The organism is Streptomyces sp. NPDC052064, from assembly GCF_055585925.1.
Genome location: NZ_JBVJJE010000006.1, coordinates 1 through 21,421, shown reverse-complemented (window position 1 = coordinate 21,421; position 21,421 = coordinate 1). Strand labels below are relative to the sequence as shown.

Genomic DNA, 21,421 nt, shown 5'->3' with positions numbered 1-21,421 from the left:
GTGTCAGCCCTCGGGGCGCAGCAGCCCGCGCTCGTAGGCCTTGACCAGGTTCTGCGGTACGAGATGACGGACGCCGTCGACGGTGACCGGGACCAGCGTCGGTGTGGCGGCCTTCCACTGGGCGCGACGGTGACGGGTGTTGCTGCGGGACATCTTCCGCTTCGGGACAGCCATGGGACTCCTCCTCGGTGGACGGGCACCGAGGACGCTACATGAAAATGGAACCCATTAACAATTGCGTCCCCGGTGCCAGGACACCGATGCCCCGGTCCGGTGCGTCAGTCGTCGGCGCCCACGAGCATCCGCACCTCGAACTCCTCGTGTGCGGTGCTGTCCTCGGCCGGACCCTTGTCCAGCACCGTGCCGAGCCAGCCCAGCAGGAAGCCGAGCGGGATGGAGACGATGCCGGGGTTCTGGAGCGGGAACCAGGCGAAGTCGACCTCCGGGTAGAAAGAGGCCGGGGCGGAGGAGACGACGGGGGAGAACACGGCGAGCAGGACGGAGCTGAGCAGCCCGCCGTAGAGGCTGAGCAGTGCTCCCTTCGCCGTGAAGCGCCGCCAGAAGAGGGTGTAGATGATCGTCGGCAGGATCGCGGAGGCCGCGATGGCGAAGGCGAGGAACGCCAGCGTCGCGGTGTTCGCCCCCCAGGCGACCAGGGCCAGCAGAATGCCGAGGATGCCGATGACCGCCCCGGACAGCCGGGCGACGGTCAGCTCCTCCGTCTCGCTCGCCCGGCCCTTGCGGATCACCTCGCTGTACAGGTCGTGCGCGAGGGACGAGGCCGCGGCCAGGGTGAGACCCACCGCCACGGCGAGCAGGGTCAGATATGCCAGGCACGTGAGCAGCGCGGTGAGGACACTGCCGCCCAGCTCGTGCGCGAGCAGCAGGACGGAGGCGTTGCCGGTGCGGTCCGTGCTCTCGATGGTGTCCCGGCCGAGGAGCGCGGTGGCGCCGAGGCCGAGGATGCCGGCCCCGAAGCAGACCGCGCCGACCAGGCCGATGGCCCACACGACGGAGCGGCGCAGGACGCTGCTGCTGCGCGGGGCGAGCAGCCGCATCAGCACGTGCGGAAGGGCGGCGAGACCGAGGACGATGGCCAGTTCCAGGCTGAGGAAGTCCAGCTTGTTGCTGACGGTGCCGCCGTAGCGCAGCCCGGGTTCGAGGAACGTCAGACCCGTTCCGCTGCGGTCGGCCGCCCTCTCGAGCAGCGCGTTGGGGTTCCAGTCGAAGCGGTACAGCACCCAGCCCGCGGTGAACAGCACGCCCGCGATCAGCATCACGGCCTTGATGATCTGGATGACCGTCGCTCCGGGCATGCCCCCGAGGGAGGCGTACAGGATCACGAAGGTACCGATCACGGCCACGCACAGGGTGCGGGTGGTGGCGCTCGGCGCGCCGGTGAACTGTGTCAGCAGGGCGACGCTGCCGACGAGTTGGGCCACCAGGTAGAGGGTCGTGATGGCCAGGATGCAGACGGCCAGCGCCACCCGCACCGGCCGCTGCTGCCGGGGCAGGCGCAGCGCCACAGTGTCTCCCAGGGTGAACTTCCCGGTGCGTTGCAGGGGTTCGGCGATCAGCAGCAGCACCATCATCCAGGCGACGGTGGTGCCGCCGAGGTACATCAGTCCGTCGTAGCCGGTCAGGGCGACCAGTCCGGTGCTGCCCAGCAGGGTGGCGGCGGACAGGTAGTCGCCGCACATGGCGAGGCCGTTGCGCAACGGCGACATGGTGCGGTTGCCGAGGTAGAACTCGCTGATCTCGTCGCGCTGGGGCGCCGTCAGCAATGCCGTGAACAGGGTGATCACGACCACGGTCAGGAACAGTACGAACGTCAGCTGGAGGCTGCTGTCGTCGATGGCGGCGATCGTCACCACGTGCGGAACCCCCTCGTACCGTGCTGGAGGGGCTGCCCGGCTCCTTGGGGCGGCGCCGCCGAGCGGGCGCGGCGGTTGTCGTTCTCGTGCTGCCGGGACCGCAGGCCGCGGGCGAGCGGGTCGACCCGGGTGCGCATGTGCCGGACGTAGCACCACGCGGTCACACCCATGATGACGAACTGCCCGAGACCGAGGGTGAGTCCGATCGTGAGGTGGCCGAACAGTGGCTGGTTCATCACCGCGGGCACAAAACTCGACAACAGCACATACAGCAGGAATCCGCCGACGGACACGATCGTCGCCCGGGTGCCGAACCGGCGCTGCGCGCGACGCAGAGAGTGGAATTCGGGATGGTCGGATATACGAGACGGCGGAGCGTGTTCGATGTGCGGAAGCGGGAATGTGGGAGTGTCATCCCGTCGCGGTGGAAATTCGGGCACAGGCGCACCTTCTTCGCTGCTTCGTGCCCCGCACTCGACCCCTTCGAATCAGTGGTCTCGTCCGGCTTTCGAGCAGGGTGAAGGGACGCCGGACGCACTGTGGGGGTGCGGGCTCTGTGGGGGTCTCGTGAAACCGGAAAACTCGCTGTTCGGATTCACGCGGACGGCCTCGGGGTTCTGTGTGGAGATCCCCGACCAGCCCCGGCCACGGGTGGTGGCGAAGCTGAATGCGGAGTATGTCAGTGCGACGCTTGAGCCATCAACTGCGTGGACCAATTGATCGCTGTACGTGGCTCGTTCACGCCACAGTCGAAGGCTTGGCGATACTGTGACGGCCTGCGGGAAAGGGGCGGCCGACGAATAGTACGGACCACTTCTTCGGCCAGGCTGTCTCAGAGCGCACCGCGCCGTCGGACAGCCCGGCCGACCTGGTCAGAAGCGGGCGCCGACGGCGGTGCCGGACCGGGGGACGAGGAACGTCGGCGCCTTCGGCAGCGAGCCGTCCGCCGCCCGGGCGCCGGTGAGCGGACCCGGGTCGGTGCTCAGGACCGAGGCAGCGTTCCAGGTTCCGCCGATGTTCCAGGAGTTGCCGTCGGTGACGGTCCCGGACCCGACCGCCGCCGGGCGCTGGTCCGCGACGGAGAGGTTGCCGGTGAGCCTGGCGGTCCCGCCCGAGACGTCGGCGTCGAAGCCCGTACCGGCGTTGCCGTACGTGGAGTTGCGACTCAGGGCGAGGGAGCCCGGGTTGCCGTTGTCGGTCAAGCCGTGCTTGGCGTTCTTGAACGAGACGCTGTTGCGTACCGTGTGGGCCACGGCCGGGGCCGGACTGCCCCCGCCGAGTTTGAAGCCGTTCCCGTCGCCCGCGAAGTCGGGGAAGTTCCAGCGGTTGAAGCCGTTGCCGTACGCCACCGTGTTCTCGATCGTGATCGGTGAGGTGAACTTCCAGGCGTCGAAGCCGTCGTCGACGTTGTTCCACAGCCGGGCGCCACGCACCACGTTGCCCGAACCGCTGCCCTCCTTGACGGCCAGGCCGTCGGCGCTTTCGCCGTTCTTGCGGGGGTCGCGGTTGCCGTGACTGTCCAGGTTCAGGATCTGGTTGTCGCTGGAGGCGCCCTGGAGCTGGAAGCCGGACTCGTAGTTGTCGTGCGTGCTCAGGCGAGCGAAGACATTGCTGTTGCAGCCGTCGCAGTACACGCCGTACGGGCCGTTGACGATCTCCAGACCCGAGATCCGCCAGTGCGACGCCTCCATGTGGATCGCCCCGCGCTCGGCACGCGGGATGCTGCCGCCGACCGAGGTGTGGCTGGCGGGCAGTTTCTCCCCGTCGACGACCACACGCTCGCCCTGGTGGGGCGAGAGGGTGAGGGGCTGGGACGCGGTCCCCGAGGTGGTGATCGTGATGTTGTCCGTGAGGGCGTACGTCCCGCCGCGCACGCTGATGGTGTCGCCGGGCCTCGCCAGGTCCACCGCCCGCTGGATGGTCCTCAGCGGCCGGGCGAGCGTGCCGGGTGCGGAGTCGTCCCCGTTCGGCGCCACGACCAGGGTCGTCCCCGCGGCGGCCGCCGGCCCCACCGGACCGGCCAGCGCCATGGCCATTGCGGCCCCCGTCATCGCCACCGACCAGATCGCTGCGTTGCGCATACATTCTCCTGCCTGTGCCCGCTTGGATGTCGCAGAGCAGTGGCCGCCCGGGGGGTGAAGGTTGCCGGGGTACGGGACGGGGGCAGGAGCGCGGGCGTGCAGGCCGCAGCCAGGCTGTCGGGCGTCGGCGGGGGCGCGGCGGGTGGGCAGGTCCCTTTCCTGGGGCCTGGGGGCGGGCTTCGGGGGCGGCCCTTGTTCCTACGGACCGAAAGCCGGGCAGGGGGCTGGCCGCTCGGGTGGCGGGCTGGCTGTGGGTGAGGCCCCGTTCCTGTGGGCTGGGGCCTGGGGCCTGGGGGACGGAGTGGGGCGATGAACCGGCTCCCCGGGTATGGTCCCGAGTTCCCGGGGGCCGGGAGCCGGGCAGGGGGCTGGCCGCTCGGGTGGCGGGCCGGGCGTGGGCACGGCCCCCTGGTCCTGCGGACCGGGGCCCGGGCATGGGGCGGGGCGACGGATCGGCTCCGGGCGTGGCCCCGCGTTGCCGCGGACCGGGAGCCGGGCAGGCGGTCGGCGGCTCGGGTGGCGGGCCGGGCATGGGCGCGGCCCGCGTTCCCGCGGGCCGGGACCCGCGCAGCGGACTCGCCGCCGCGCCCCCGGCGCACGTGCGGCCGGCCTGCCCGGGGCGGACGACGGGAACCGGCTGGACACCCCCTAGGGTGGCCAGCGTGAATGACGATCGCAGCAAGGCCCCGCTGGCCGTGTTCGACCTGGACAACACCCTCGCCGACACCGCGCACCGGCAGCTGTTCCTGGAGCGCAGGCCGCGGGACTGGGACGGCTTCTTCTCGGCGGCACCGCAGGACCCGCCGCTGCCGGAGGGCATCGCGCTGGTCAAGGAGAGCGCGCGGGAGTGCGAGATCGTCTATCTCACCGGACGACCGGAGCGCTGCCGGCGCGACACGCTCGACTGGCTCGCCGCTCAGGAGCTGCCCGAGGGGCGGGTGTACATGCGGCGCGACGCCGATCGCCGGCCCGCCCGGTTCACCAAGCTGGAGATCCTCCGGCGGCTCGCCCGCACGCGCGAGGTCCGTGTCCTCGTGGACGACGACGAACTGGTCTGCGACGACGCCCGCCGCGCCGGCTTCACGGTCGTACGGGCCGACTGGGCGGCCAGGTCCGCCGAGTTGAAGGTGGCGCAGGAGCGGGAAGGGCGCACCTGAGAGCAGGAGTTCGCGGAGTGTTTACCTCCGCCGGGCATCTCCTGCCAGGAACCAGGACGTACGGGCGCACTCGTGCGCGGACATACGGGGGATGCCATGAAGGGAAGTCGTAGGGGCGTGCTCGCGGCGGCGGCGCTCGTCGGCGCCGTGCTGCTCACCGGCTGCGCGGAGCCCGACCGGAGCGAGATCGTCACCTGGACCGACGAACACGGCCGGGCCTGCACGGGCGTGGCGATCGTCGACTCGGAGGACGGCGACCGGGAGGTGAGCAGTATCGACTGCGACTACCCGCCGGAGGGCGAGCAGCCGGGTCGTTCCACCTCGGCACCCCTGCCGGACTGAGCCGGCCGTTCGGAGGACGCCGGACTACTCGGACTCCTCCAGCCGGAAGCCCACCTTGAGCCCCACCTGCCAGTGCGCGATCCGCCCGTCCTCGAGCTGTCCGCGCACCTGCGTCACCTCGAACCAGTCCAGGTTGCGCAGGGTCGCCGAGGCCCGGTCGATGCCGTTGCGGATGGCCTGGTCGACGCCGTCGGGGGAGGTGCCGACGATCTCCGTGACCCGGTAGGTGTGGTTCGTCATGCCGCTGCTCCTGATTCTGTGACGGGTGTGCCGCGCGTCACTCCACCGTGCCCCATGCGGCGGCGAAGCGCGAGACGTCGTCTCCCGCCCGCCGCCGTCCAGGGGCTCCGCGGTGTCAGCGCGCCACGCTCAGCGACAGCGCGAACCGGCCCGCGCCGTCCGTCCACCAGTGGGCCAGGTCCAGCCCCGCCGCGAACAGTTCGGTGCGCACACCCTCCTGCCGGAACTTCGCCGACACCTCGGTGCGCAGCTCCTCGCCCGCCGCGAAGTCGACGGCGAGGTCGAGCGCCGGCACCTTCACGGTCTGCGCCGTACGGGAGCGCAGCCGCATCTCGATCCACTCGTGCTCGGCGTCCCACTGGGCCACGTGGTCGAACGCGGCTGGATCGAAGCCGGCGCCGAGCTCGCGGTTGATCACGGTGAGCACGTTCTTGTTGAACGCGGCCGTCACCCCTGCCGCGTCGTCGTACGCCCGGACCAGCACCTCCTCGTCCTTGACCAGGTCCGTGCCCAGCAGCAGGGCGTCGCCCGGGGTGAGCAGGGCGCGTACGGAGGCCAGGAACGCGGCACGCTCGGCGGGCAGCAGGTTACCGATCGTCCCGCCGAGGAACGCCACCAGCCGGGGCCCCGGCGTGCCGGGCAGCGTCAGTTCCGCGGTGAAGTCGGCGATCAGCGCGTGCACGTCGAGCCCCGGCCGCTCGGCGGCGAGCGCCTGCCCGGCCTGGGTGAGGGCGCTCTCGCTGACGTCGACGGGAACGTAGGTGTGCAGGTCCGTCAGCGCGTCGAGCAGATGCCGCGTCTTCTCCGAGGAGCCGGAGCCGAGCTCGACCAGGGTGCGGGCCCGGGTCGCCGCGGCGATGTCGCCGGAGCGGGCGAGGAGGATCTCCCGTTCGGCGCGCGTCGGGTAGTACTCGGGCAGTTCGGTGATCTTCTCGAACAGGTCGCTGCCGTGCGCGTCGTAGAACCACTTCGGCGGCAGCGTCTTGGGGCGGCCGGTCAGACCCCGGTGGACGTCGGCACGCAGCGCGGCCTCCGTGGCGTCCTCGGGCAGCGTGCGGGTGAGGCGGAACGGGCTCACGTACGGGGCTCCTTGGGGAGTGCGGGCACGAAGGCGTCGGTCGGCTCCTTGAGCGGCGTGAGCAGCACGTCCGTGCGGCTCGCCGCCAGCAGGGTGCGGTCGGGCACCTCCTGCCATTGCGGATCGTCGTCGTAGGGCTCGGAGGCCACGACGGTGCCGCCGCCGGGCCGGGTGAGATACCAGAGGGTGTCGCCCCAGGCGGTCGCGGTGATGGTGTCGCCGTCGGTGAGCAGGAGGTTGAGCCGGGAACCGGGGGCCGCGGCGGCCACCTCCAGGACCGTGTCGGCCAGCGCCTGGCCCTGCTCGTCGCCGCTCCTCAGCCGGGCCAGGACCAGGGCCCACACGAGCGCCGAGTCGTTGCGGGCCTCCAGCGACAGCAGGTCCTCCGGCGGCAGGGTGCGGGACACCGGCGCGAGCGAGCCGGGCCAGCCCTTGACCGCCCCGTTGTGGCTGAACAGCCAGGTCCCCGCGGCGAACGGCGCCGCCGCGGCCTCCGCGTCCGCCCCCGACAGCGTCGCGTCCCGTACCGCGGCGAGCAGTGCGGTGGATCGTACGACCCGGGCGAGATCGGCGAACGACAGGTCCGCCCAGATCGGCCCGGCCCGGCGGTAGCGGGCCGGCACCGGGTCGCCCTCGGCGTACCAGCCGACGCCGAAACCGTCGGCGTTGACCGTCCCGTACCGCTGCCGGCGGGGCGCCCACGACTGCCGGTACAGGCCGTGCGGGGGCTCCACGAGAAGCCGGCCGAGCGGCTCCTCCGGCCCCACGTACGCCACATGACGGCACATCAGACGTCCTCCGAGCGGGCCGTGCGGAACCCGGAGAAGATCTGCCGCCGGATCGGGTGGTCCCAGTTGCGGAACGTGCCCCGGCAGGCCACCGCGTCCACGGCGAACGAACCGCCGCGCAGCACCTTGTAGTCGGACCCGAAGAAGACCTCCGAGTACTCCTTGTACGGGAACGCCCTGAAGCCCGGATAGGGCAGGAAGTCGCTCGCCGTCCACTCCCACACGTCGCCGATCAACTGCCGTACGCCGAGCGGCGACTCGCCGGCCGGGTAGCTCCCGGCGGGCGCCGGACGCAGATGCCGCTGGCCCAGGTTGGCGTGCTCCGGGCCCGGGTCGGCGTCGCCCCAGGGGTAGCGCATGGAGCGGTCGCCGGCCGGGTCGTACCGGGCCGCCTTCTCCCACTCGGCCTCCGTGGGCAGCCGGCGTCCCGCCCAGCGGGCGTAGGCGTCGGCCTCGTACCAGCACACGTGCAGCACCGGCTCGTCCGGCGGGACGACCTCGGTGACGCCGAAGCGCCGCCGCAGCCACTGCCTGCCGTCCCGCCGCCAGAACAGCGGGGCCGAGATGGAGTTCCGGCGGATGTGGGCCCAGCCGTCCGTTGTCCACCAGCGCGGGTCGTCGTAGCCGCCGTCCTCGATGAACGCCTGGTACGCGCCGTTCGTCACCGGCGTGGTGTCGATCCGGAAGGGCGCCACCTCGCGCCGGTGCGCGGGCCGTTCGTTGTCCAGGGCCCACGGCTCGTCGGAGGTGCCCATCGTGAACGGGCCGCCCGGGACGAGGACTTCGGACGGGCCGGTGAAAAGCGGCACCGGCTCCGGGTCGGGCGCGGTCAGCGCCTGCGGGCCCCGGCGGAGCTGATGCGTGATCAGCATGGTCTCGTCGTGCTGCTGTTCGTGCTGCGCGATCATCCCGAAGGCGAACCCGGCCTCCGTCAGCCGCGTCCCGTGGAACACGGCCTTCTCCAGCACGTCCAGCGCGCGGCCACGCACATCGGCCGCGTACGTACGCGCCTCGGCGGGTGACAGCAGGGGCAGTTTCGGCCGCTCGGCCCGCGGGTGCTCGAACGCGTCGTAGAGGCCGTCGATCTCGGGCCGTATCGCCTCGTGCCCGGCGACGGCCCGCAGCAGCCACTGCTCCTCCTGGTTGCCGATGTGCGCCAGGTCCCACACCAGCGGCGACATCAGAGGCGAGTGCTGCGCGGTCAGGTCGGGGTCCTCGACGCAGCTCGTCAGCAGGGTGGTGCGGTCCCGGGCGACGACCAGCGAGGCGACCGCGCGCTCGCGGAGAACCTCCGGGTCGGCGGTACCGGTGTCGACGGCGGGGCTGGTGTCGGTCATGGGCGCAGGTCCTTCCCGTGGGCGCGACCGTCCGTGCCGCGCTGTCCGTCGAGCAGGTCGTCGGCGGGGCAGCGGCCCCGGACGACGTAGTGGTCCAGGTAGGCCGCGACGGCGTCCGTGACGTCGGGGGCGGCGCCGAGCCGGGGCAGGGCGTCCAGCGCGGCCGTGAAGCACGTGACGGCCACCTCGCGCAGCTCGGCGTCGGCCAGCCCGCTCCTGGCCGCGTCGAGCCACAGCGGGTTGTGCGGCGCGGGCAGCCCCAGCGTCCGCTCGGCCAGCGGTTTCACGGCCCGGTAGGCGGTCTCGGCGGTCTCCGGGTCGTCGAACAGCGCCGCCACCACGGCCAGCGGCACGATCCAGCCGTCGTCGCCGGGCTGCGCGTCGATCATGCGCAGTTCGAGGTGGCCGCGCGGCCTGACCGGCGGGAACAGCGTCGTGACGTGGTAGTCCAGATCCTCCCGCGTGGGCGGCCGGGGGACGCCCGTGCGGATCCACTCCCGGAAGGTGAGGCCCTCCGGGACGTCCCAGGGCCCGCCGTCGCGCCGTACGCACATCACGGGCGAGTCCAGCACGTGCCGGGTCCAGGCGCCGCGCGGGTCGGCGTCCAGCGGCGGTCCGCCCGCCCGGCCGGGGCCGATCCGGGTCCACACCAGCTGCCGGGTGGACAGCCAGCCGGTCGGCCGGTGGCCGGCGAGCGGGGAGTTGGCGAACGCGGCCACCAGGACCGGGCCCAGATGGTGGGCCAGCCACCAGCGCCGCACATGGCCGAGGGGCCCCGGCTCCTCGTGGCCGGCGTCCACGCACACCTGCACGGAGGCCGAGGTGCACATCATGGCGCGGCCAGAGGGGCCGGTGCGGTCGAGGCAGGTCTCCATGGCGTCGTAGCGCGGTTCGCGCAGGAACCGGCGGGGTTCGTGCCAGGGATCGTGGCCGAGGCCGACCAGCGTGAGGCCGTTCTCGCGCAGGACCGCGCGGACGGCGTCGAGGTCGGCGGAGACGGTGGCGATGACTTCCGTCAGCGAGGCGGCGGGGGGCGAGCTCAGCTCCAGCTGGCCGCCGGGCTCCACGGTGAGCGCCGACCTCAGGGACAGGGGCCGCAGTGCGGCGTAGGCGGTGTCAAGTCGTTCGGGTGTGACGGGGAGCTGCGGTGCGCGCAACTCGTGGACGAGCCATTCCACCTCGACGCCGAGGCGGCGCGGTGGGCCGGTCTTGAAGCAGATGCCGCGGACCAGGGCCTCGACATCGGCTTCGGACAGGGCGGGATGCGGCTCGGTACAGCCACCCGCCGGAGCAGTGGGCGCATCGGACATGTCGGGATCCTCCTGAGATTCCACCATGCCACCGGTCCGGGCTCTTCGGCGGCCCGGGCCGGGATCACTCGTCCCACCCAAGTCCCTCGTGTCGCTCGGCACAAGGGGGCGAACCAGGGCGTTCCGGGCCGGTCATCCGGGTGGGCCGGGGATTTCCCGGCAGTTTCCCCGGTGTTCTCCCGTGGCGAAAACTCGATTGCACCACGCGGTCGGCATCACCCACGATGCCTGCGTGAGCGCGACAGGACCGGCCGCGCGGCACGCGGTCACGGCGCACACGGGGGTGGCGCCGTGAGCGCGCGTCTGCGCGGTATCGCACAGCAGACCGATCAGATCGTGGGCGGGCGGCGCGCGAGGGCACGCGCATGTACGGTCCGGTGCCGGTGCCCTCCGCTCGGGTGACGGAAACGCTGATCGAGGTCACGGGCGAGAGCAACGTGGAGACGGCCGCCGCCCACGGCTACCGGCATCTGGTGCCGGGCGCCCGGGGAGGCGGCGTCATGTGGTGCGGGGCGCCTTCGAGAAGGCCTTCAGCTCCAGCCGTAGCGCTCCCGCAGCCGGTGCCTGACGAGGTTGAACCGCATACGGTCCAGGGCGCAGGCCTCCCGGCGCATGCCGTCCTCGTGCAGGCGCAGGACGCGGTCCACATCGACCCACGACTCGCGGCCGGACCGGTCCCACGGTCCGCTGCCGATCGGCACCCACTCACGGTCTCCGTCGTGCCGCTTGCTGGACAACTGCACGGCGAGGAACGTCCCCGCCGGCTCGCGGGCGACCACGAGCACCGGGCGGTCCTTGCCGCGCCCGTCGTTCTCCTCGTAGGGCACCCACGTCCAGACGATCTCGCCGGGGTCGGGGTCACCGTCGTGCGCGGGCGAGTACTCGGTGCGCACCCGGCCCACCTCGCGCGGATCGGCCTGGACGGTGGCGGAGGGGCCGGAGCGGCCCGGAACGTTCTCATCGGTAAACGCTGTCACGGGGGCACCCTAGGGGGTGTCCGCCCTGCGGGACCGCGTACGGTCGCTCAGGCGGCAGCGGAACGTTCCGTTACCGGCGGCGCCGGCCACTTCTCGTGCCAGCGCAGCTCCGCCTCCAACTGCGCGGCCACCTGCACCAGAAGCGGTTCGCTGTGCGCCGGGCCGAGCAGCTGGGCCCCGACGGGCAGACCGTCCGCCGTGAAACCGGCGGGCACGTTGACGCCCGGCCAGCCGAGCACGTTCCACGGCCAGGCGTACGGGCAGGCGGCGATCATCGCCCGGTCCGTGGCGAAACCGCTGAGTTCCAGCAGGGCGCCGATCCGGGGCGGGGGAGCGGCGGTGGTGGGGGCGAGGACGACGTCGTACGAGGCGAAGAACCCGCCGATACGGCGGTGCAGGACGGTCTCCGCCCGCCGGGCCGCCCGCAGCGGTGCCCCGCCGAGCAGCCGGCCCAGCCGGGCCGCGTCCCGGGTGCGCCGGTCCAGCAGCGCCGGGAAGGGCGCCTCGGCCACCCGCTCGGCGATACCGGCCGTCGCGCGCGGCACGAAGGTCAGCCCGATCTGCCCGTACGGCGGGTCCGCCTCCTCGACCGTGTGCCCCAACGCCGCGAGCCGGTCGGCGAGTTCGACGATCCGGGTCCGCACCTCCGGCCGGAGCCGCGCGGGTACGGCCGTGAACGGCGGCTTGAGGGCGAGCGCGATGCGCAGCCGCCCGGGGTCGCGGCCGACCGCCGCCGACGCGTCGACTGCGGGAGGCCGGTGCGGGTCCTGCGCGTGGTTGCCGCTCGCCGCGTCCAGCAGCAGGGCCGCGTCGGCGACCGTACGGGCCAGGGTGCCGTTGACGGTGATGCCCTGGAAGGACTCGCCGCGCGGCCAGGTGGAGACGCGGCCGCGCTGCGGCTTGATGCCGACCAGATGGGTCCACGCGGCCGGGATCCGCACCGACCCGGCGCCGTCCGAGCCCAGCGCGGCGGGCACCAGACCGGCGGCGACCGCGGCGGCCGAGCCGCCCGAGGAACCACCGGGCGTATGGGCCGTACTCCACGGGTTGCGGGTCGCGCCGAAGGCCGGCCCCTCCGTGAAGGGCCACTGCCCGAACTCGCAGGTGTTGGTCTTGCCGACGATCACGGCCCCGGCCGCCCGCAGCCGCCGAACCGCCTCGCCGTCCTCGGCGACCGGCGGGAACTCCCCGCAGCAGCCGAAGGCGGTCGGCTCGCCGGCCACGTCCATGTCGTCCTTCACCGCCACGGGCACCCCGAGCAGCGGCCTCCGTACACCCGCGGCCAGGTCCCGGTCGGCGGCCTCGGCCTCGGCGAGCGCCGCCTCGGCCCGGACGATCCGGAAAGCGTTGATGCTGCCCTGCGTCGCCTCGATCCGCGCCAGAGCCCGCTCGACCAGGGCTCGGGACGTCACATCCCCGGCGGCCAGCGCACGGGCGGTCTCCGCCAGGCCTGCGTCACGGTCGAGCGTCATACGGACACCTCCGGAAGCAACCTCTCTACTGAACGGTAACGTCCGATGGCCGGTGATGGAACGCCGACGACAGGAAGTGGACATTTGCCCACCGGCCACATCTTCCTCACTGGGCTCATCTGCTCCTGTTCAAACCATTGACGCCTCTCTGCCTCGCCCTTACTTTCTGAGCCCTCACTTCTGATCGAGTTGCCGAACTGTGTTCGGTATATCGATCCCCGTGTCTCAGGGAGAGCCGCCCGTGACCTCACACCCCGTCGCCCCGTCCCGCCGTACGCTGCTGCGCGCGCTGGCCGCCCTGCCCGCCTCGGCGGTGCTGCTGGGCGAGGCGCCCGGACTGCTCGGCAGCGCCCTGGCCGCCGCACCCCCGAACGGCTCGGCCACGCGCTACACGATCGTGCCGTTCCTCAACAGCAACGACGGCACGGTCAACGTCTACCAGTCGGACGACGCCACCGACTTCCGGCTGCTGCGCTCCTCCGCGTACACGCCGCCGGCGGGCCGGATCCGCGACGCGAGCGTCATCAGACACACCGACGGCTACTACTACGTCACCTACACCACGCGCACCTGGCAGGACACCAGCAGGACCATCGGCTTCGCCCGCAGCTCCGACCGCGTCAACTGGACGTTCCTGTACGACTACACCGTCCCCGTCGCCAACCTCTCCCGCGCCTGGGCGCCCGAGTGGTTCGTCGACAGCGACGGCAGCGTCAACGTCATCGTGTCCTGCTCCACCACGAACGACCAGTGGATCTTCACGCCGTACCTGCTCAGGGCCACGAACTCCGCTCTGACTGCCTGGAGTTCACCCGTGGCACTCGCGGGCATCGGGGCCAACCACATCGACACGTTCATCGTGAAGATCGGCTCGACGTACCACGCCTTCCCGAAGAACGAGACGACGAAGTACATCGAGTACGCCACCGCCTCGAACCTCACCGGCCCGTACGCGATCCGCAGGACGGGCGACTGGGCGGGCTGGGGCAGCTACCGCGAGGGGCCGGCGCTGGTACAGCTCGACAACGGCGGCTGGCGCATCTTCTTCGACGGCTACGGCGACGGCAACTACTACTACAGCGACAGCTACGACACCTTCGCCACCTGGACGGCACCGGCCGCGCTGCCCGGGATCTCCGGCACGGCACGCCACTTCACGGTCGTCAAGGAAACGGTCTCAGGCGGCCCGAGCCTGCCCCGGAACACCACCCGCTCCTTCCGGTCGGCCAACTACTCGACCCGCTACTGGCAGCAGCAGTCCTCGCTCCTCAACCTGCCCGTCGTCAGCGGCTCCAGTACCACCGCCGAGAAGCAGGCCGCTACCTTCACGGTCGTCGCCGGCCTGGCCGACGGCAGCGGCTACTCCTTCCGCGACGCTGCCGGAAACTACCTGCGCCACTGGGACTTCCGCGCCCGCTTCGACCCGAACGACGGCACGAGCACGTTCGCCAAGGACGCCACGTTCATCCTCCGGACCGGCACGGCGTCGGGCTCCGTCCGCTTCGAGTCGTACAACTACCCCGGGTACTACCTGCGCCACTACGCGTACCAGCTCCGCGTGGAACGGGCCAACGGAACGGACTTGTTCCGGCAGGACAGCTCGTTCGTGCCGGTGACGGCCTGGGGCTGACCTGCACCCTTGCTGACCTGGGTAGTTGTGCTTATCGATACGGAGTTCGTCCCTCCAGTTACCTCGAATCCCCGGGAGTTCCCGGCAAGGTGTGCATTGGTTGTGCACTGGGTGAGGCGGGGTGAGGGCTTGCCAGGAGGCCGTCGTGCCATGGCCGGTGCGGCGGCCGAGCCTGACCATCCGACGGCTGCGGCCCCCGCAAGCTCGTGGGTCAAGGCGGGGTACGCGTATCGCGGAGCCACGCGAGGGCTGAGTGGCTTCACCGGCCGACACGCGCCACATCACGCATGAGTGAGTGCGATTAGAAGAGGCTGGCGACGACTCGCTTGAGGTTGCCCGAGGGAGGGGGGGAGCGGTGCTGTTGGTTCGGCAACGCGGTTTCGAGGTTCTGGCCCCGCCTCGGCCGGGAGGTCGCCATCGCCGGCGTCGGCAACATCGGCCAGGCGGTGGACAACGTCCCGGGGCTTACCACCGTGGCCGTACCCTGCGGCAGCTCGGGCTCCGAGCGACGGAGCTCGCGTTGTCCGACGACGACGCCTCGCGGATCGTACCGGTCTCCACGAGCGTTGTTCTACGGGGCAACACACCCGTTGTCAGGCACGTGCGTCCGCACGGCTCACCATGCGGGGTCGTGATGGCAGAGCGGTGCCCTGACATGCTCGCGCGTCACCGGCTGAGCTCCCGTCGGGCGGACGCTTGTGCGCGTCCGGGCGCGTGCCCGCTCGGAGCGAGCGTCAGGCAAGCGCCGCCGTAGCCGCTACGGAGGCATTTCGGGCCCCGGGCTTCGTGTTCGGTCGTGGCGACGACCGGACCCGGGAGCTCGGGTGGCCGTCCGCAGGCTGTTACTACCGGACGTACTAACGGCAGTGGTACGCACCGAAGTTGTACCAAGGGCCTCCGCTCGTTGCGTCGCTTTGCGTGCGGCACAGTGGATGCCGTGCCCCACCGATGGCCCAGTAGGGCGGCTGCCGGTCGCGGTCGCGTTCACCCGTGGCCACCGCACATTTCCCGGGCATGCGGCCCGCCGCGTGAGCCGTGACGTGAAACATGTCCCGTCTCCGACCCCATCCCGACGGGACTGCTCACCGGCAGCCTCGTCCACGCGCGCGCCCGGTCCATACGCGCGACCTAGGAGATCCCCACATTGTCCAGCTGTTTCCTCTTCCTCCTCGGCAGTCACCGCAGCAACGGCAACAGGAAGGTGGTCGCGCTGCCGGTGCGTCGCGCAACTGCCCGCCGGCATCGAGCAGCAGTTGATCCTGGTCGCCGGGCTTCCGCTCCCCGGCTCAGCCCGGGATCCAGCCGCATTACCGCTGGGCGGCGCCACCACGCCACCTCCCGCGTGCGCGTCGCAGGGGGCGGAGAACGAGCCGGCAACCGCAGTCGGCCGTCGGAGCGTCGCTGTCCCGGGTCGACGGGCGATTGAAGGTCACCGGCCAGGCCGAGTACGCCGCCGACCTCAGTCAAGCTCGCACCGCCCCGGGCGAAAGTACCCCCGTCGTCGACGGCCTCGTCCACGCCGTCATCGTCGACAGCGGTATCGGGCTCGGCCGCATCACCGATATCGACACCCGTGCCGCCGAAGCCCAGCCCGGCGTCCTGACGGTGATCACCCACCGCAACGCGCCGAGGCTTCCGCCCTACGACGGACTCCGGCCGCCGGGCCGACGGCTGCGTGTCTTCCAGGACGACCGCGTCCGGTTCTTCGGCCAGCCCGTCGCGGTCGTCGTGGCCACCACACTGGAGGCCGCACAGCACGCCGCGAGCCTGGTGCAGCTCTCCTACGACGCCGAGAAGCCGTCGACCGAGCGGTGTCGCCAGCGGCAAGGCGTTGGACATCCCCTTCGCCACCACCTCGCCCAACACCCAGTTCCAGCTGTGGGCCCCCCACCAGCCAGCCGAACCAGCAGTGGCAGATCGCCCCGGCCGACAACGGCAACTTCACCATCGAGTCGCGCTTGAACGCCTACAACGTCGCCATCGACGCGAACTCCACCGCCGACGGTGCGAACATCGTGCAGTGGCCCACCACCGGCGCCACCAACCAGCAGTGGAAGCTGGTGAAGATCAACTGATTTTGATGCAGTGAGCTCCAGGGCGGGGCAGGACCGGACCTCGGCCTGCCCCGGCCCGTTCGCAGGGGCTCGTGTGAACAGGCGGGTTGGGGTTACTGACGGGCTGGCCGAGAGGTGCCAGTCGAAGGCGTCAAGCGCGGTCTTCCAGCGGCTGGTCCAGCGGGTCTGCCTCTGCCGGTCGGGTGCGTCGCGTCCACCACGGCCCTGCTGCTCTGGCGGGCCAGATCCGGCAAAGATCGTCGTCGGCACGGCGCTGCTCGCCTCGATCGTTGCCCTCGACGGCGACGGCTCCAAGACGTTCATCATCGTCACCTCCGCCTTCCTGCCGATCTACCTCCGCCTCGGCATGCGCCCTGTCGTCCTGACCTGCGTGACGGCCAACGGTGAGTCTGCCGTGGCAGCTCCCGGTAGATACAGGCGGTTGGCCGGCGTGGCTGCGCGGGCCGGCCGAGCCCCAGGCCACGGCGGGCGGTGCCTCAGTCTTGCCGTTCTCCTGTGCGTACCAGGCCGGTCTCGTAGGCGATGACGACCAGCTGGGCCCGGTCGCGGGCGCCGAGTTTGGCCATGGCCCGGTTGGCGTGGGTCTTGACGGTGACGGGCGTGACGAAGAGGCGTTCGGCGATCTCGTCGTTGGCCAGGCCGGAGCCCACCAGCGTCAGAACCTCCCGCTCCCGTGGGGTCAGGGTGGCCAGCCGCGTGGCGTCGACGAGGTCGCCGGGGGAGGGCTGGGCGAGGACACGGGAGATGAGGCCCTTGGTGGCTGCCGGGGAGAGCAGCGCCTCACCGGCGGCCACGAGACGGACGGCTTCGAGGAGCTGCGCCGGTTCGACGCCCTTGCCCAGGAAGCCGCTCGCGCCTGCCCGGAGGGCTTCGATGACGAGGTCGTCCTCCTCGAAGGTGGTCAGGACGAGGACCTTGACCCCGGCCAGATCCTCGTCCTGAGCGATGAGTCGCGTGGCCTCCATGCCGTTGACCTCGGGCATCCGGATGTCCATCACCACCACGTCGGCGCGCTCAGACCTGGCCAGTTGGACTGCCTCCCTCCCGTTGGAGGCTTCCGCGACGACATCCATGTCGGGCTGTGCGTCGATGAGCAGCCGGAAGGTGCCGCGGAGCAGGGCCTGGTCGTCGGCGAGCACGACGCGAATAGTCATGGGCGGTGGTTCCTCACGGGGTGTCAGGCAGTGGCGGAAGAGAGCGAGAGCGGCAGCTCGGCGACGACCTGGAAGCCGCCTTCGGGACGCGGGCCGGCGGTGACGGTGCCGCCGATGGCGGTGGCGCGCTCGTGCATGCCGATCAGTCCGTGGCCGCCGCCCGCGCCCTTCGGTGCGCCCGGGCGTCCGTCGTCCGTCACGGTGACCCGGAGTGAGTGCACACCGTAGTCCAGGACTACCGACGCGCGGGACGCGGACGCGTGCTTGTGCGTGTTGGTGAGGGCTTCCTGAATGATGCGGTAGGCGGTCAGGTCGGTTGCGGGCGCCAGCGGCGAGGGACCGCCTGTGTGGGTCACCGACACGGACAGCCCGCTCGCCTCGAACCCGCCGACGAGGATGTCGAGATCGGCCAGACGCGGGATGGGGGCCCGCGAGCCCGGCCCGTCGTCGGGCTGACGCAACAGGCCGACAGTGGCCCGCAGTTCGTCGAGCGCGGCGCGGCTGTTTTCCTTGATGTGGGCCAGTGCCTCGTAAGCATGATCGGGGTTGGCGCGCATGAGGTGGTGCGCCACACCGGCTTGGGCGTTGACCAGGGTGATGTGGTGGGCGACGACGTCGTGTAGGTCGCGTGCGATGCGCACGCGTTCCTCGGTGACCCGGCGCTTGGCCTCCACTTCCTGCATGCGCTCGGCGCGCTCCACTCGTGCCCGGGCCGCCGCGAGGTTCTCACGGCGGCTGCGGACGGCGCGGCCCAGCGCGGTGGCCGCGATCGCGAAGTCCAACCGCAGCAGGCTGGCCCCCGCCGCCACGGACTCCGCATGCGTGGCGGCAAAGACACCAGTGATCGCTACGGCCGCAGCCAGCCCGGCAGCCCACGCGGTGCGTCGGCTGCCGAGGGCGGCGAGGGTGTACAGGGCGATCAGGCTCGCCGCCGGGGTCGGCGCGATGTGCGGGGCGACGGCCATCAGCGTGAGGTCGCCCGCCACCGTGAACAGGGCGACCCCCAGCGGCCAGCGGCTGCGGAAGGCCAACGGCATGCATGACAGCGCTGTCCACACGACCTCGTGCCAACGCGGCTCCTGCCAGCCGTCCTGAGCGGCGGCGGTCGCCGCCGCGGCGATCACGACCAGGGGTACCGCGGGCAGAGCGTCTGTGATCCGGTCGTGACGGGCCAGCCACTGTCGCCACACCATGGGCAGTTCCATTCCCTCACTCTAGGCAGCGTCGGCCGGTGGAAGGCGAGGCCATCCCGCCTACCACCGGCTCGCGCGCGATGTCGGTCCGTCGTGGTGACGGTCAGTTGGCCAGTCCGGTGGGCTCCGGCTCCCGCACGGGGTGCAGCGGGGGCGCGGGCTCGTCGGCGGGGCCTTCCACGGACACGTCGGGCAGCGCCCTGTCCAGCGTGCGGGGCAGCCACCAGTTGGCCCGGCCGCACAGGTGCATGAGCGCGGGGACGACGACCATGCGGATCAGCAGGGCGTCCACGGCGACGGCGACGGCGAGGCTGACGCCGAACTCGGAGATGACGCGCATGCCGCCGAACACGAAGGAGCCGAAGACGCAGACCATGATGGTGGCGGCGACGGCGATCACCTTGCCGGTCTCGGCCTGCCCGACCCGGACGGCGCGGTGGCTGTCGCCGGTGTGCGCCCATTCCTCGCGCATCCGGCTGACCAGGAAGACCTGGTAGTCCATGGACAGGCCGAACATGATGCCGACGACCAGGATCGGCACGAACGACTCGATCGGTCCGGCGGCACCGAGCCCGAGCGCTCCGGCGCCGAAGCCGTACTGGAAGACGACGACGATCGCGCCGAAGGCCACCCCGATGCTGAGGATGTTCAGCAACGCGCCGACCGCCGGGATGAGCAGGCTGCGGAAGGCGACGGTCAGCAGCAGGAAGCCGAGCGCGGCGATCACCAGCACGAAGATCGGAAGCTTGCCCATCAGGACCGACGCGAAGTCGTCGTTGCTCGCGGTGACACCACCGACGTAGACCTTCATCGACGTGCCCTGCTCCGCTTCGGCGATCACGTCGTCACGCAAGTGGTGGATGAGGTCGGAGGTGGCCGCCGACTGCGGGGAGGTGGTCGGGACGACCCGAATCACACCGATGGACTCTCCGTCCTTCATGGGCGCGGCGTTGGCACTGGCGACACCGTCGACCTGCTCGAGGGCGGTGACCAGCTTCGCCTCGGCGGCCTTGTCGGCGGCGGTGGGAGCCTGGACGGCGAGGACGAGCGGCCCGTTGAATCCGGGGCCGAAGCCGTCCGCGATCATGTCGTACGCCTGACGATTCGTCGAGGTCGTCGGCAGATTGCCGTCGTCGGACGCACCCAGGCGCAGCGACAGGGTCGGCAGCGCGAGCGCCGCGAGCACGGCCAGTGCTACGACACCCACCGTCTTGGGCCGGGCTTGGACGCGCTCGGCCCACCGGCTCCACAGCCCGGTACGCCCGGAGGACCCGCGGCTCGCCTGCCCGGCCATGTCGCGGCGTTCCTTCTTGCTGAGGACGCGCGGGCCGATCATGCCGAGGAGCGCGGGAAGCAGGGTGATGGCGGCCAGCACGGTCAGGACGACGGTGACGGCCGCGCCGATGGCCATGCCGTTGATGATGCCGACGTTCAGGGTGAGCATGCCCAGCAGCGCGACGACGACGGTCAGCCCGGCGAACACCACAGCCCGGCCGGAGGTGTTGAGGGCCTTCACGATCGAATCGGCGACACCCATGCCCACCATCAGGTTGCTGCGGTGGCGGTTGACGATGAAGAGCGCGTAGTCGATGCCCACGCCCAAACCGATCAGCGAACCCAGGGTCAGCGTGGTGTCGGAGAGCGTGATGACGTGGCTGAGCAGCATGACCGCGACCGCGGAGGTGCCCACCCCGACGATGGCCGTGATGATCGGCAGCGCCGCCACCCAGACGGCGCGGAAGACGAACAGCAGCACGATGAAGGCGAGGACGATGCCCATGGCGTCGGCGACCGCGTTCGGCTCGGGGCTGACGGTGAACGCCTGCCCGTTCAGCGCGATGTGCAGGGCCCCCGACTCCCGGGCGGTGGCGAGTTCCTTCACATGGTCGACCTGGGTGTCCTCCACATCCCGGTCGAACGCGACCGAGGCGTAGGCTGTCTGGCCGTCCGTGCTGATCTGCTCCTTGCCGGCCGGCGTGTAAGGGCTGGTCACCGCGGCGACACCCGGTGCCTCGGCTATCTCCCTCAGGGTCTGGGTCATCGCCTGCTTGGCGGCGGGCGCGGTGACCTCGCCGCCGTTCACCTGCCAGACCACTCGGCCGCTCTTGCCCGCTGCACTGTTGGAGGCTTGCTGGAGCAGTGCCGTCGCCTTGGCCGAGTCGGTCTCCTGCGAGGTCGGGCTGTTGCCGAAGGCGCTACCGGCCGCACCGACGCCGGCGCCGAGAGCGAGCAACAGGCCCACCCAGACCAGGACGACGGCGAGCCGGTGTCGGTGGCACCAGCGGGCGAGAGGGGACATCAACGTGCCTTTCGAGGGGACTGCCATGTGCGTGCGGGCCGACGATCTCGGCCCACTCGAACACTCGCACTCGTCCGGTCTCTCGTCGTTGGCCGTACGCAGACTCTTTCGTCTACTGCGATCGCAGCAGACAGGGCGGGGGCAGCCTGCCGTCGATGGCCCCGATCGGACCTGCGCCGTACGCGCCCAGCTGGAAACCTCGGGCGCGGCACCTGCTGCGCCTAAGACACCATCTCATTTGGTGAGTCGGCGGTAGCAGATGAGGGTGCAGGCGATGCTGGTGAAGGCGAGGAAGTGCTCGGCTTTGCGTTCGTAGCGGCGGTGGAGTCGACGGCATCCGGCGAGCCAGGACATCGTGCGTTCGATGGTCCAGCGGTGGCGGCCCAGGCGGGTGGAGGACTCGATGCCTTTTCG

Annotated in this window: 19 protein-coding genes and 1 pseudogene; 5 read left to right on the top strand and 15 right to left on the bottom strand. The window is 71.3% G+C overall.

Annotation, left to right across the window (positions count from 1 at the left end; all coding sequences use genetic code 11):
- Window positions 1-3: 3 nt before the first annotated feature.
- The 4 genes from rpmF to ACZ6TU_RS17345 all read right to left on the bottom strand — a co-directional run bounded on the left by rpmF (window position 4) and on the right by ACZ6TU_RS17345 (window position 3,955).
- Entirely contained in the window at window positions 4-174 is a 171-nt protein-coding gene (rpmF, locus tag ACZ6TU_RS17360; RefSeq protein ID WP_010043581.1) for a 50S ribosomal protein L32, read from the bottom strand.
- A gap of 104 nt (window positions 175-278) precedes the next feature.
- The gene (locus ACZ6TU_RS17355) at window positions 279-1,874 is read right to left on the bottom strand and encodes a solute symporter family protein (RefSeq protein ID WP_467671078.1); all 1,596 of its coding nucleotides are present in this window, start codon (window positions 1,872-1,874) and stop codon (window positions 279-281) included.
- Window positions 1,868-2,236 (bottom strand): DUF485 domain-containing protein, encoded by a 369-nt coding sequence (locus tag ACZ6TU_RS17350; protein WP_469549872.1) that lies wholly within the window; start codon window positions 2,234-2,236, stop codon window positions 1,868-1,870. The genes ACZ6TU_RS17355 and ACZ6TU_RS17350 overlap by 7 nt, the downstream gene beginning before the upstream one ends.
- Window positions 2,237-2,746: 510 nt before the next feature.
- On the bottom strand, window positions 2,747-3,955 hold the full coding sequence (locus tag ACZ6TU_RS17345; RefSeq protein WP_469549250.1) for a right-handed parallel beta-helix repeat-containing protein: 1,209 nt from the start codon (window positions 3,953-3,955) through the stop codon (window positions 2,747-2,749).
- A gap of 662 nt (window positions 3,956-4,617) precedes the next feature.
- On the opposite strand from ACZ6TU_RS17345, the gene ACZ6TU_RS17340 reads away from it, so the two are divergent.
- Window positions 4,618-5,112 carry a phosphatase domain-containing protein gene (locus ACZ6TU_RS17340; RefSeq protein ID WP_467671084.1) on the top strand — a complete coding sequence of 165 codons (495 nt, stop codon included), beginning with the start codon at window positions 4,618-4,620 and terminating at the stop codon, window positions 5,110-5,112.
- Between the two features lie 96 nt (window positions 5,113-5,208).
- Window positions 5,209-5,454, top strand: a complete 246-nt coding sequence (locus ACZ6TU_RS17335) for a hypothetical protein (protein ID WP_467671085.1) — start codon at window positions 5,209-5,211, stop codon at window positions 5,452-5,454.
- A 24-nt stretch (window positions 5,455-5,478) separates the two neighbouring features.
- On the opposite strand, the gene ACZ6TU_RS17330 is transcribed toward ACZ6TU_RS17335, so the two are convergent.
- From ACZ6TU_RS17330 to ACZ6TU_RS17300, 7 genes are all read right to left on the bottom strand, one after another.
- Window positions 5,479-5,694 carry a dodecin gene (locus tag ACZ6TU_RS17330; protein ID WP_467671087.1) on the bottom strand — a complete coding sequence of 72 codons (216 nt, stop codon included), beginning with the start codon at window positions 5,692-5,694 and terminating at the stop codon, window positions 5,479-5,481.
- Between the two features lie 115 nt (window positions 5,695-5,809).
- Entirely contained in the window at window positions 5,810-6,772 is a 963-nt protein-coding gene (gene egtD / locus ACZ6TU_RS17325; RefSeq protein ID WP_467671089.1) for an L-histidine N(alpha)-methyltransferase, read from the bottom strand.
- Window positions 6,769-7,560, bottom strand: coding sequence for an ergothioneine biosynthesis protein EgtC (gene egtC, locus ACZ6TU_RS17320; RefSeq protein WP_469549246.1), 792 nt, complete (start codon window positions 7,558-7,560; stop codon window positions 6,769-6,771). The genes egtD and egtC overlap by 4 nt, the downstream gene beginning before the upstream one ends.
- Window positions 7,560-8,897 (bottom strand): ergothioneine biosynthesis protein EgtB, encoded by a 1,338-nt coding sequence (gene egtB / locus ACZ6TU_RS17315; RefSeq protein ID WP_469549244.1) that lies wholly within the window; start codon window positions 8,895-8,897, stop codon window positions 7,560-7,562. Before egtB ends, egtC begins: the two co-directional genes overlap by 1 nt.
- On the bottom strand, window positions 8,894-10,207 hold the full coding sequence (gene egtA / locus ACZ6TU_RS17310; RefSeq protein WP_469549241.1) for an ergothioneine biosynthesis glutamate--cysteine ligase EgtA: 1,314 nt from the start codon (window positions 10,205-10,207) through the stop codon (window positions 8,894-8,896). Before egtA ends, egtB begins: the two co-directional genes overlap by 4 nt.
- A gap of 530 nt (window positions 10,208-10,737) precedes the next feature.
- On the bottom strand, window positions 10,738-11,184 hold the full coding sequence (locus ACZ6TU_RS17305; protein WP_274821351.1) for a type II toxin-antitoxin system PemK/MazF family toxin: 447 nt from the start codon (window positions 11,182-11,184) through the stop codon (window positions 10,738-10,740).
- Window positions 11,185-11,231: 47 nt separating this feature from the next.
- Window positions 11,232-12,656 carry an amidase gene (locus ACZ6TU_RS17300; protein WP_467671097.1) on the bottom strand — a complete coding sequence of 475 codons (1,425 nt, stop codon included), beginning with the start codon at window positions 12,654-12,656 and terminating at the stop codon, window positions 11,232-11,234.
- A gap of 241 nt (window positions 12,657-12,897) precedes the next feature.
- Between ACZ6TU_RS17300 and ACZ6TU_RS17295 the strand changes: the two genes are divergently transcribed.
- The 3 genes and pseudogenes from ACZ6TU_RS17295 to ACZ6TU_RS17285 all read left to right on the top strand — a co-directional run bounded on the left by ACZ6TU_RS17295 (window position 12,898) and on the right by ACZ6TU_RS17285 (window position 16,361).
- On the top strand, window positions 12,898-14,286 hold the full coding sequence (locus tag ACZ6TU_RS17295) for a glycoside hydrolase family 43 protein (protein WP_469549238.1): 1,389 nt from the start codon (window positions 12,898-12,900) through the stop codon (window positions 14,284-14,286).
- A gap of 1,401 nt (window positions 14,287-15,687) precedes the next feature.
- A pseudogene (locus ACZ6TU_RS17290) lies at window positions 15,688-16,095 on the top strand (xanthine dehydrogenase family protein molybdopterin-binding subunit); the annotation flags it as partial.
- A gap of 149 nt (window positions 16,096-16,244) precedes the next feature.
- On the top strand, window positions 16,245-16,361 hold the full coding sequence (locus tag ACZ6TU_RS17285) for an RICIN domain-containing protein (RefSeq protein WP_469549236.1): 117 nt from the start codon (window positions 16,245-16,247) through the stop codon (window positions 16,359-16,361).
- A gap of 476 nt (window positions 16,362-16,837) precedes the next feature.
- On the opposite strand, the gene ACZ6TU_RS17280 is transcribed toward ACZ6TU_RS17285, so the two are convergent.
- The 4 genes from ACZ6TU_RS17280 to ACZ6TU_RS17265 form a co-directional block, all read right to left on the bottom strand.
- Window positions 16,838-17,515, bottom strand: coding sequence for a response regulator (locus ACZ6TU_RS17280; RefSeq protein WP_467671105.1), 678 nt, complete (start codon window positions 17,513-17,515; stop codon window positions 16,838-16,840).
- Between the two features lie 23 nt (window positions 17,516-17,538).
- A complete protein-coding gene (locus tag ACZ6TU_RS17275; RefSeq protein WP_467671107.1) occupies window positions 17,539-18,720 on the bottom strand; it encodes a sensor histidine kinase in 1,182 nt (393 codons plus the stop codon).
- A gap of 91 nt (window positions 18,721-18,811) precedes the next feature.
- A complete protein-coding gene (locus ACZ6TU_RS17270) occupies window positions 18,812-21,007 on the bottom strand; it encodes an MMPL family transporter (RefSeq protein ID WP_469549233.1) in 2,196 nt (731 codons plus the stop codon).
- Window positions 21,008-21,241: 234 nt separating this feature from the next.
- Window positions 21,242-21,421: transposase (locus ACZ6TU_RS17265; RefSeq protein ID WP_469549230.1), on the bottom strand; the 180-nt coding region annotated here is incomplete at its 5' end.

What these genes read in the sequence shown, in the direction of transcription:
- rpmF (WP_010043581.1), bottom strand. Translation starts at nt 174, where the DNA reads ATGGCTGTCCCGAAGCGGAAGATGTCCCGCAGCAACACCCGTCACCGT.
- ACZ6TU_RS17345 (WP_469549250.1), bottom strand. Translation starts at nt 3,955, where the DNA reads ATGCGCAACGCAGCGATCTGGTCGGTGGCGATGACGGGGGCCGCAATG.
- ACZ6TU_RS17335 (WP_467671085.1), top strand. Translation starts at nt 5,209, where the DNA reads ATGAAGGGAAGTCGTAGGGGCGTGCTCGCGGCGGCGGCGCTCGTCGGC.
- ACZ6TU_RS17330 (WP_467671087.1), bottom strand. Translation starts at nt 5,694, where the DNA reads ATGACGAACCACACCTACCGGGTCACGGAGATCGTCGGCACCTCCCCC.
- egtC (WP_469549246.1), bottom strand. Translation starts at nt 7,560, where the DNA reads ATGTGCCGTCATGTGGCGTACGTGGGGCCGGAGGAGCCGCTCGGCCGG.
- egtB (WP_469549244.1), bottom strand. Translation starts at nt 8,897, where the DNA reads ATGACCGACACCAGCCCCGCCGTCGACACCGGTACCGCCGACCCGGAG.
- egtA (WP_469549241.1), bottom strand. Translation starts at nt 10,207, where the DNA reads ATGTCCGATGCGCCCACTGCTCCGGCGGGTGGCTGTACCGAGCCGCAT.
- ACZ6TU_RS17300 (WP_467671097.1), bottom strand. Translation starts at nt 12,656, where the DNA reads ATGACGCTCGACCGTGACGCAGGCCTGGCGGAGACCGCCCGTGCGCTG.
- ACZ6TU_RS17280 (WP_467671105.1), bottom strand. Translation starts at nt 17,515, where the DNA reads ATGACTATTCGCGTCGTGCTCGCCGACGACCAGGCCCTGCTCCGCGGC.
- ACZ6TU_RS17275 (WP_467671107.1), bottom strand. Translation starts at nt 18,720, where the DNA reads ATGGAACTGCCCATGGTGTGGCGACAGTGGCTGGCCCGTCACGACCGG.
- ACZ6TU_RS17270 (WP_469549233.1), bottom strand. Translation starts at nt 21,007, where the DNA reads ATGTCCCCTCTCGCCCGCTGGTGCCACCGACACCGGCTCGCCGTCGTC.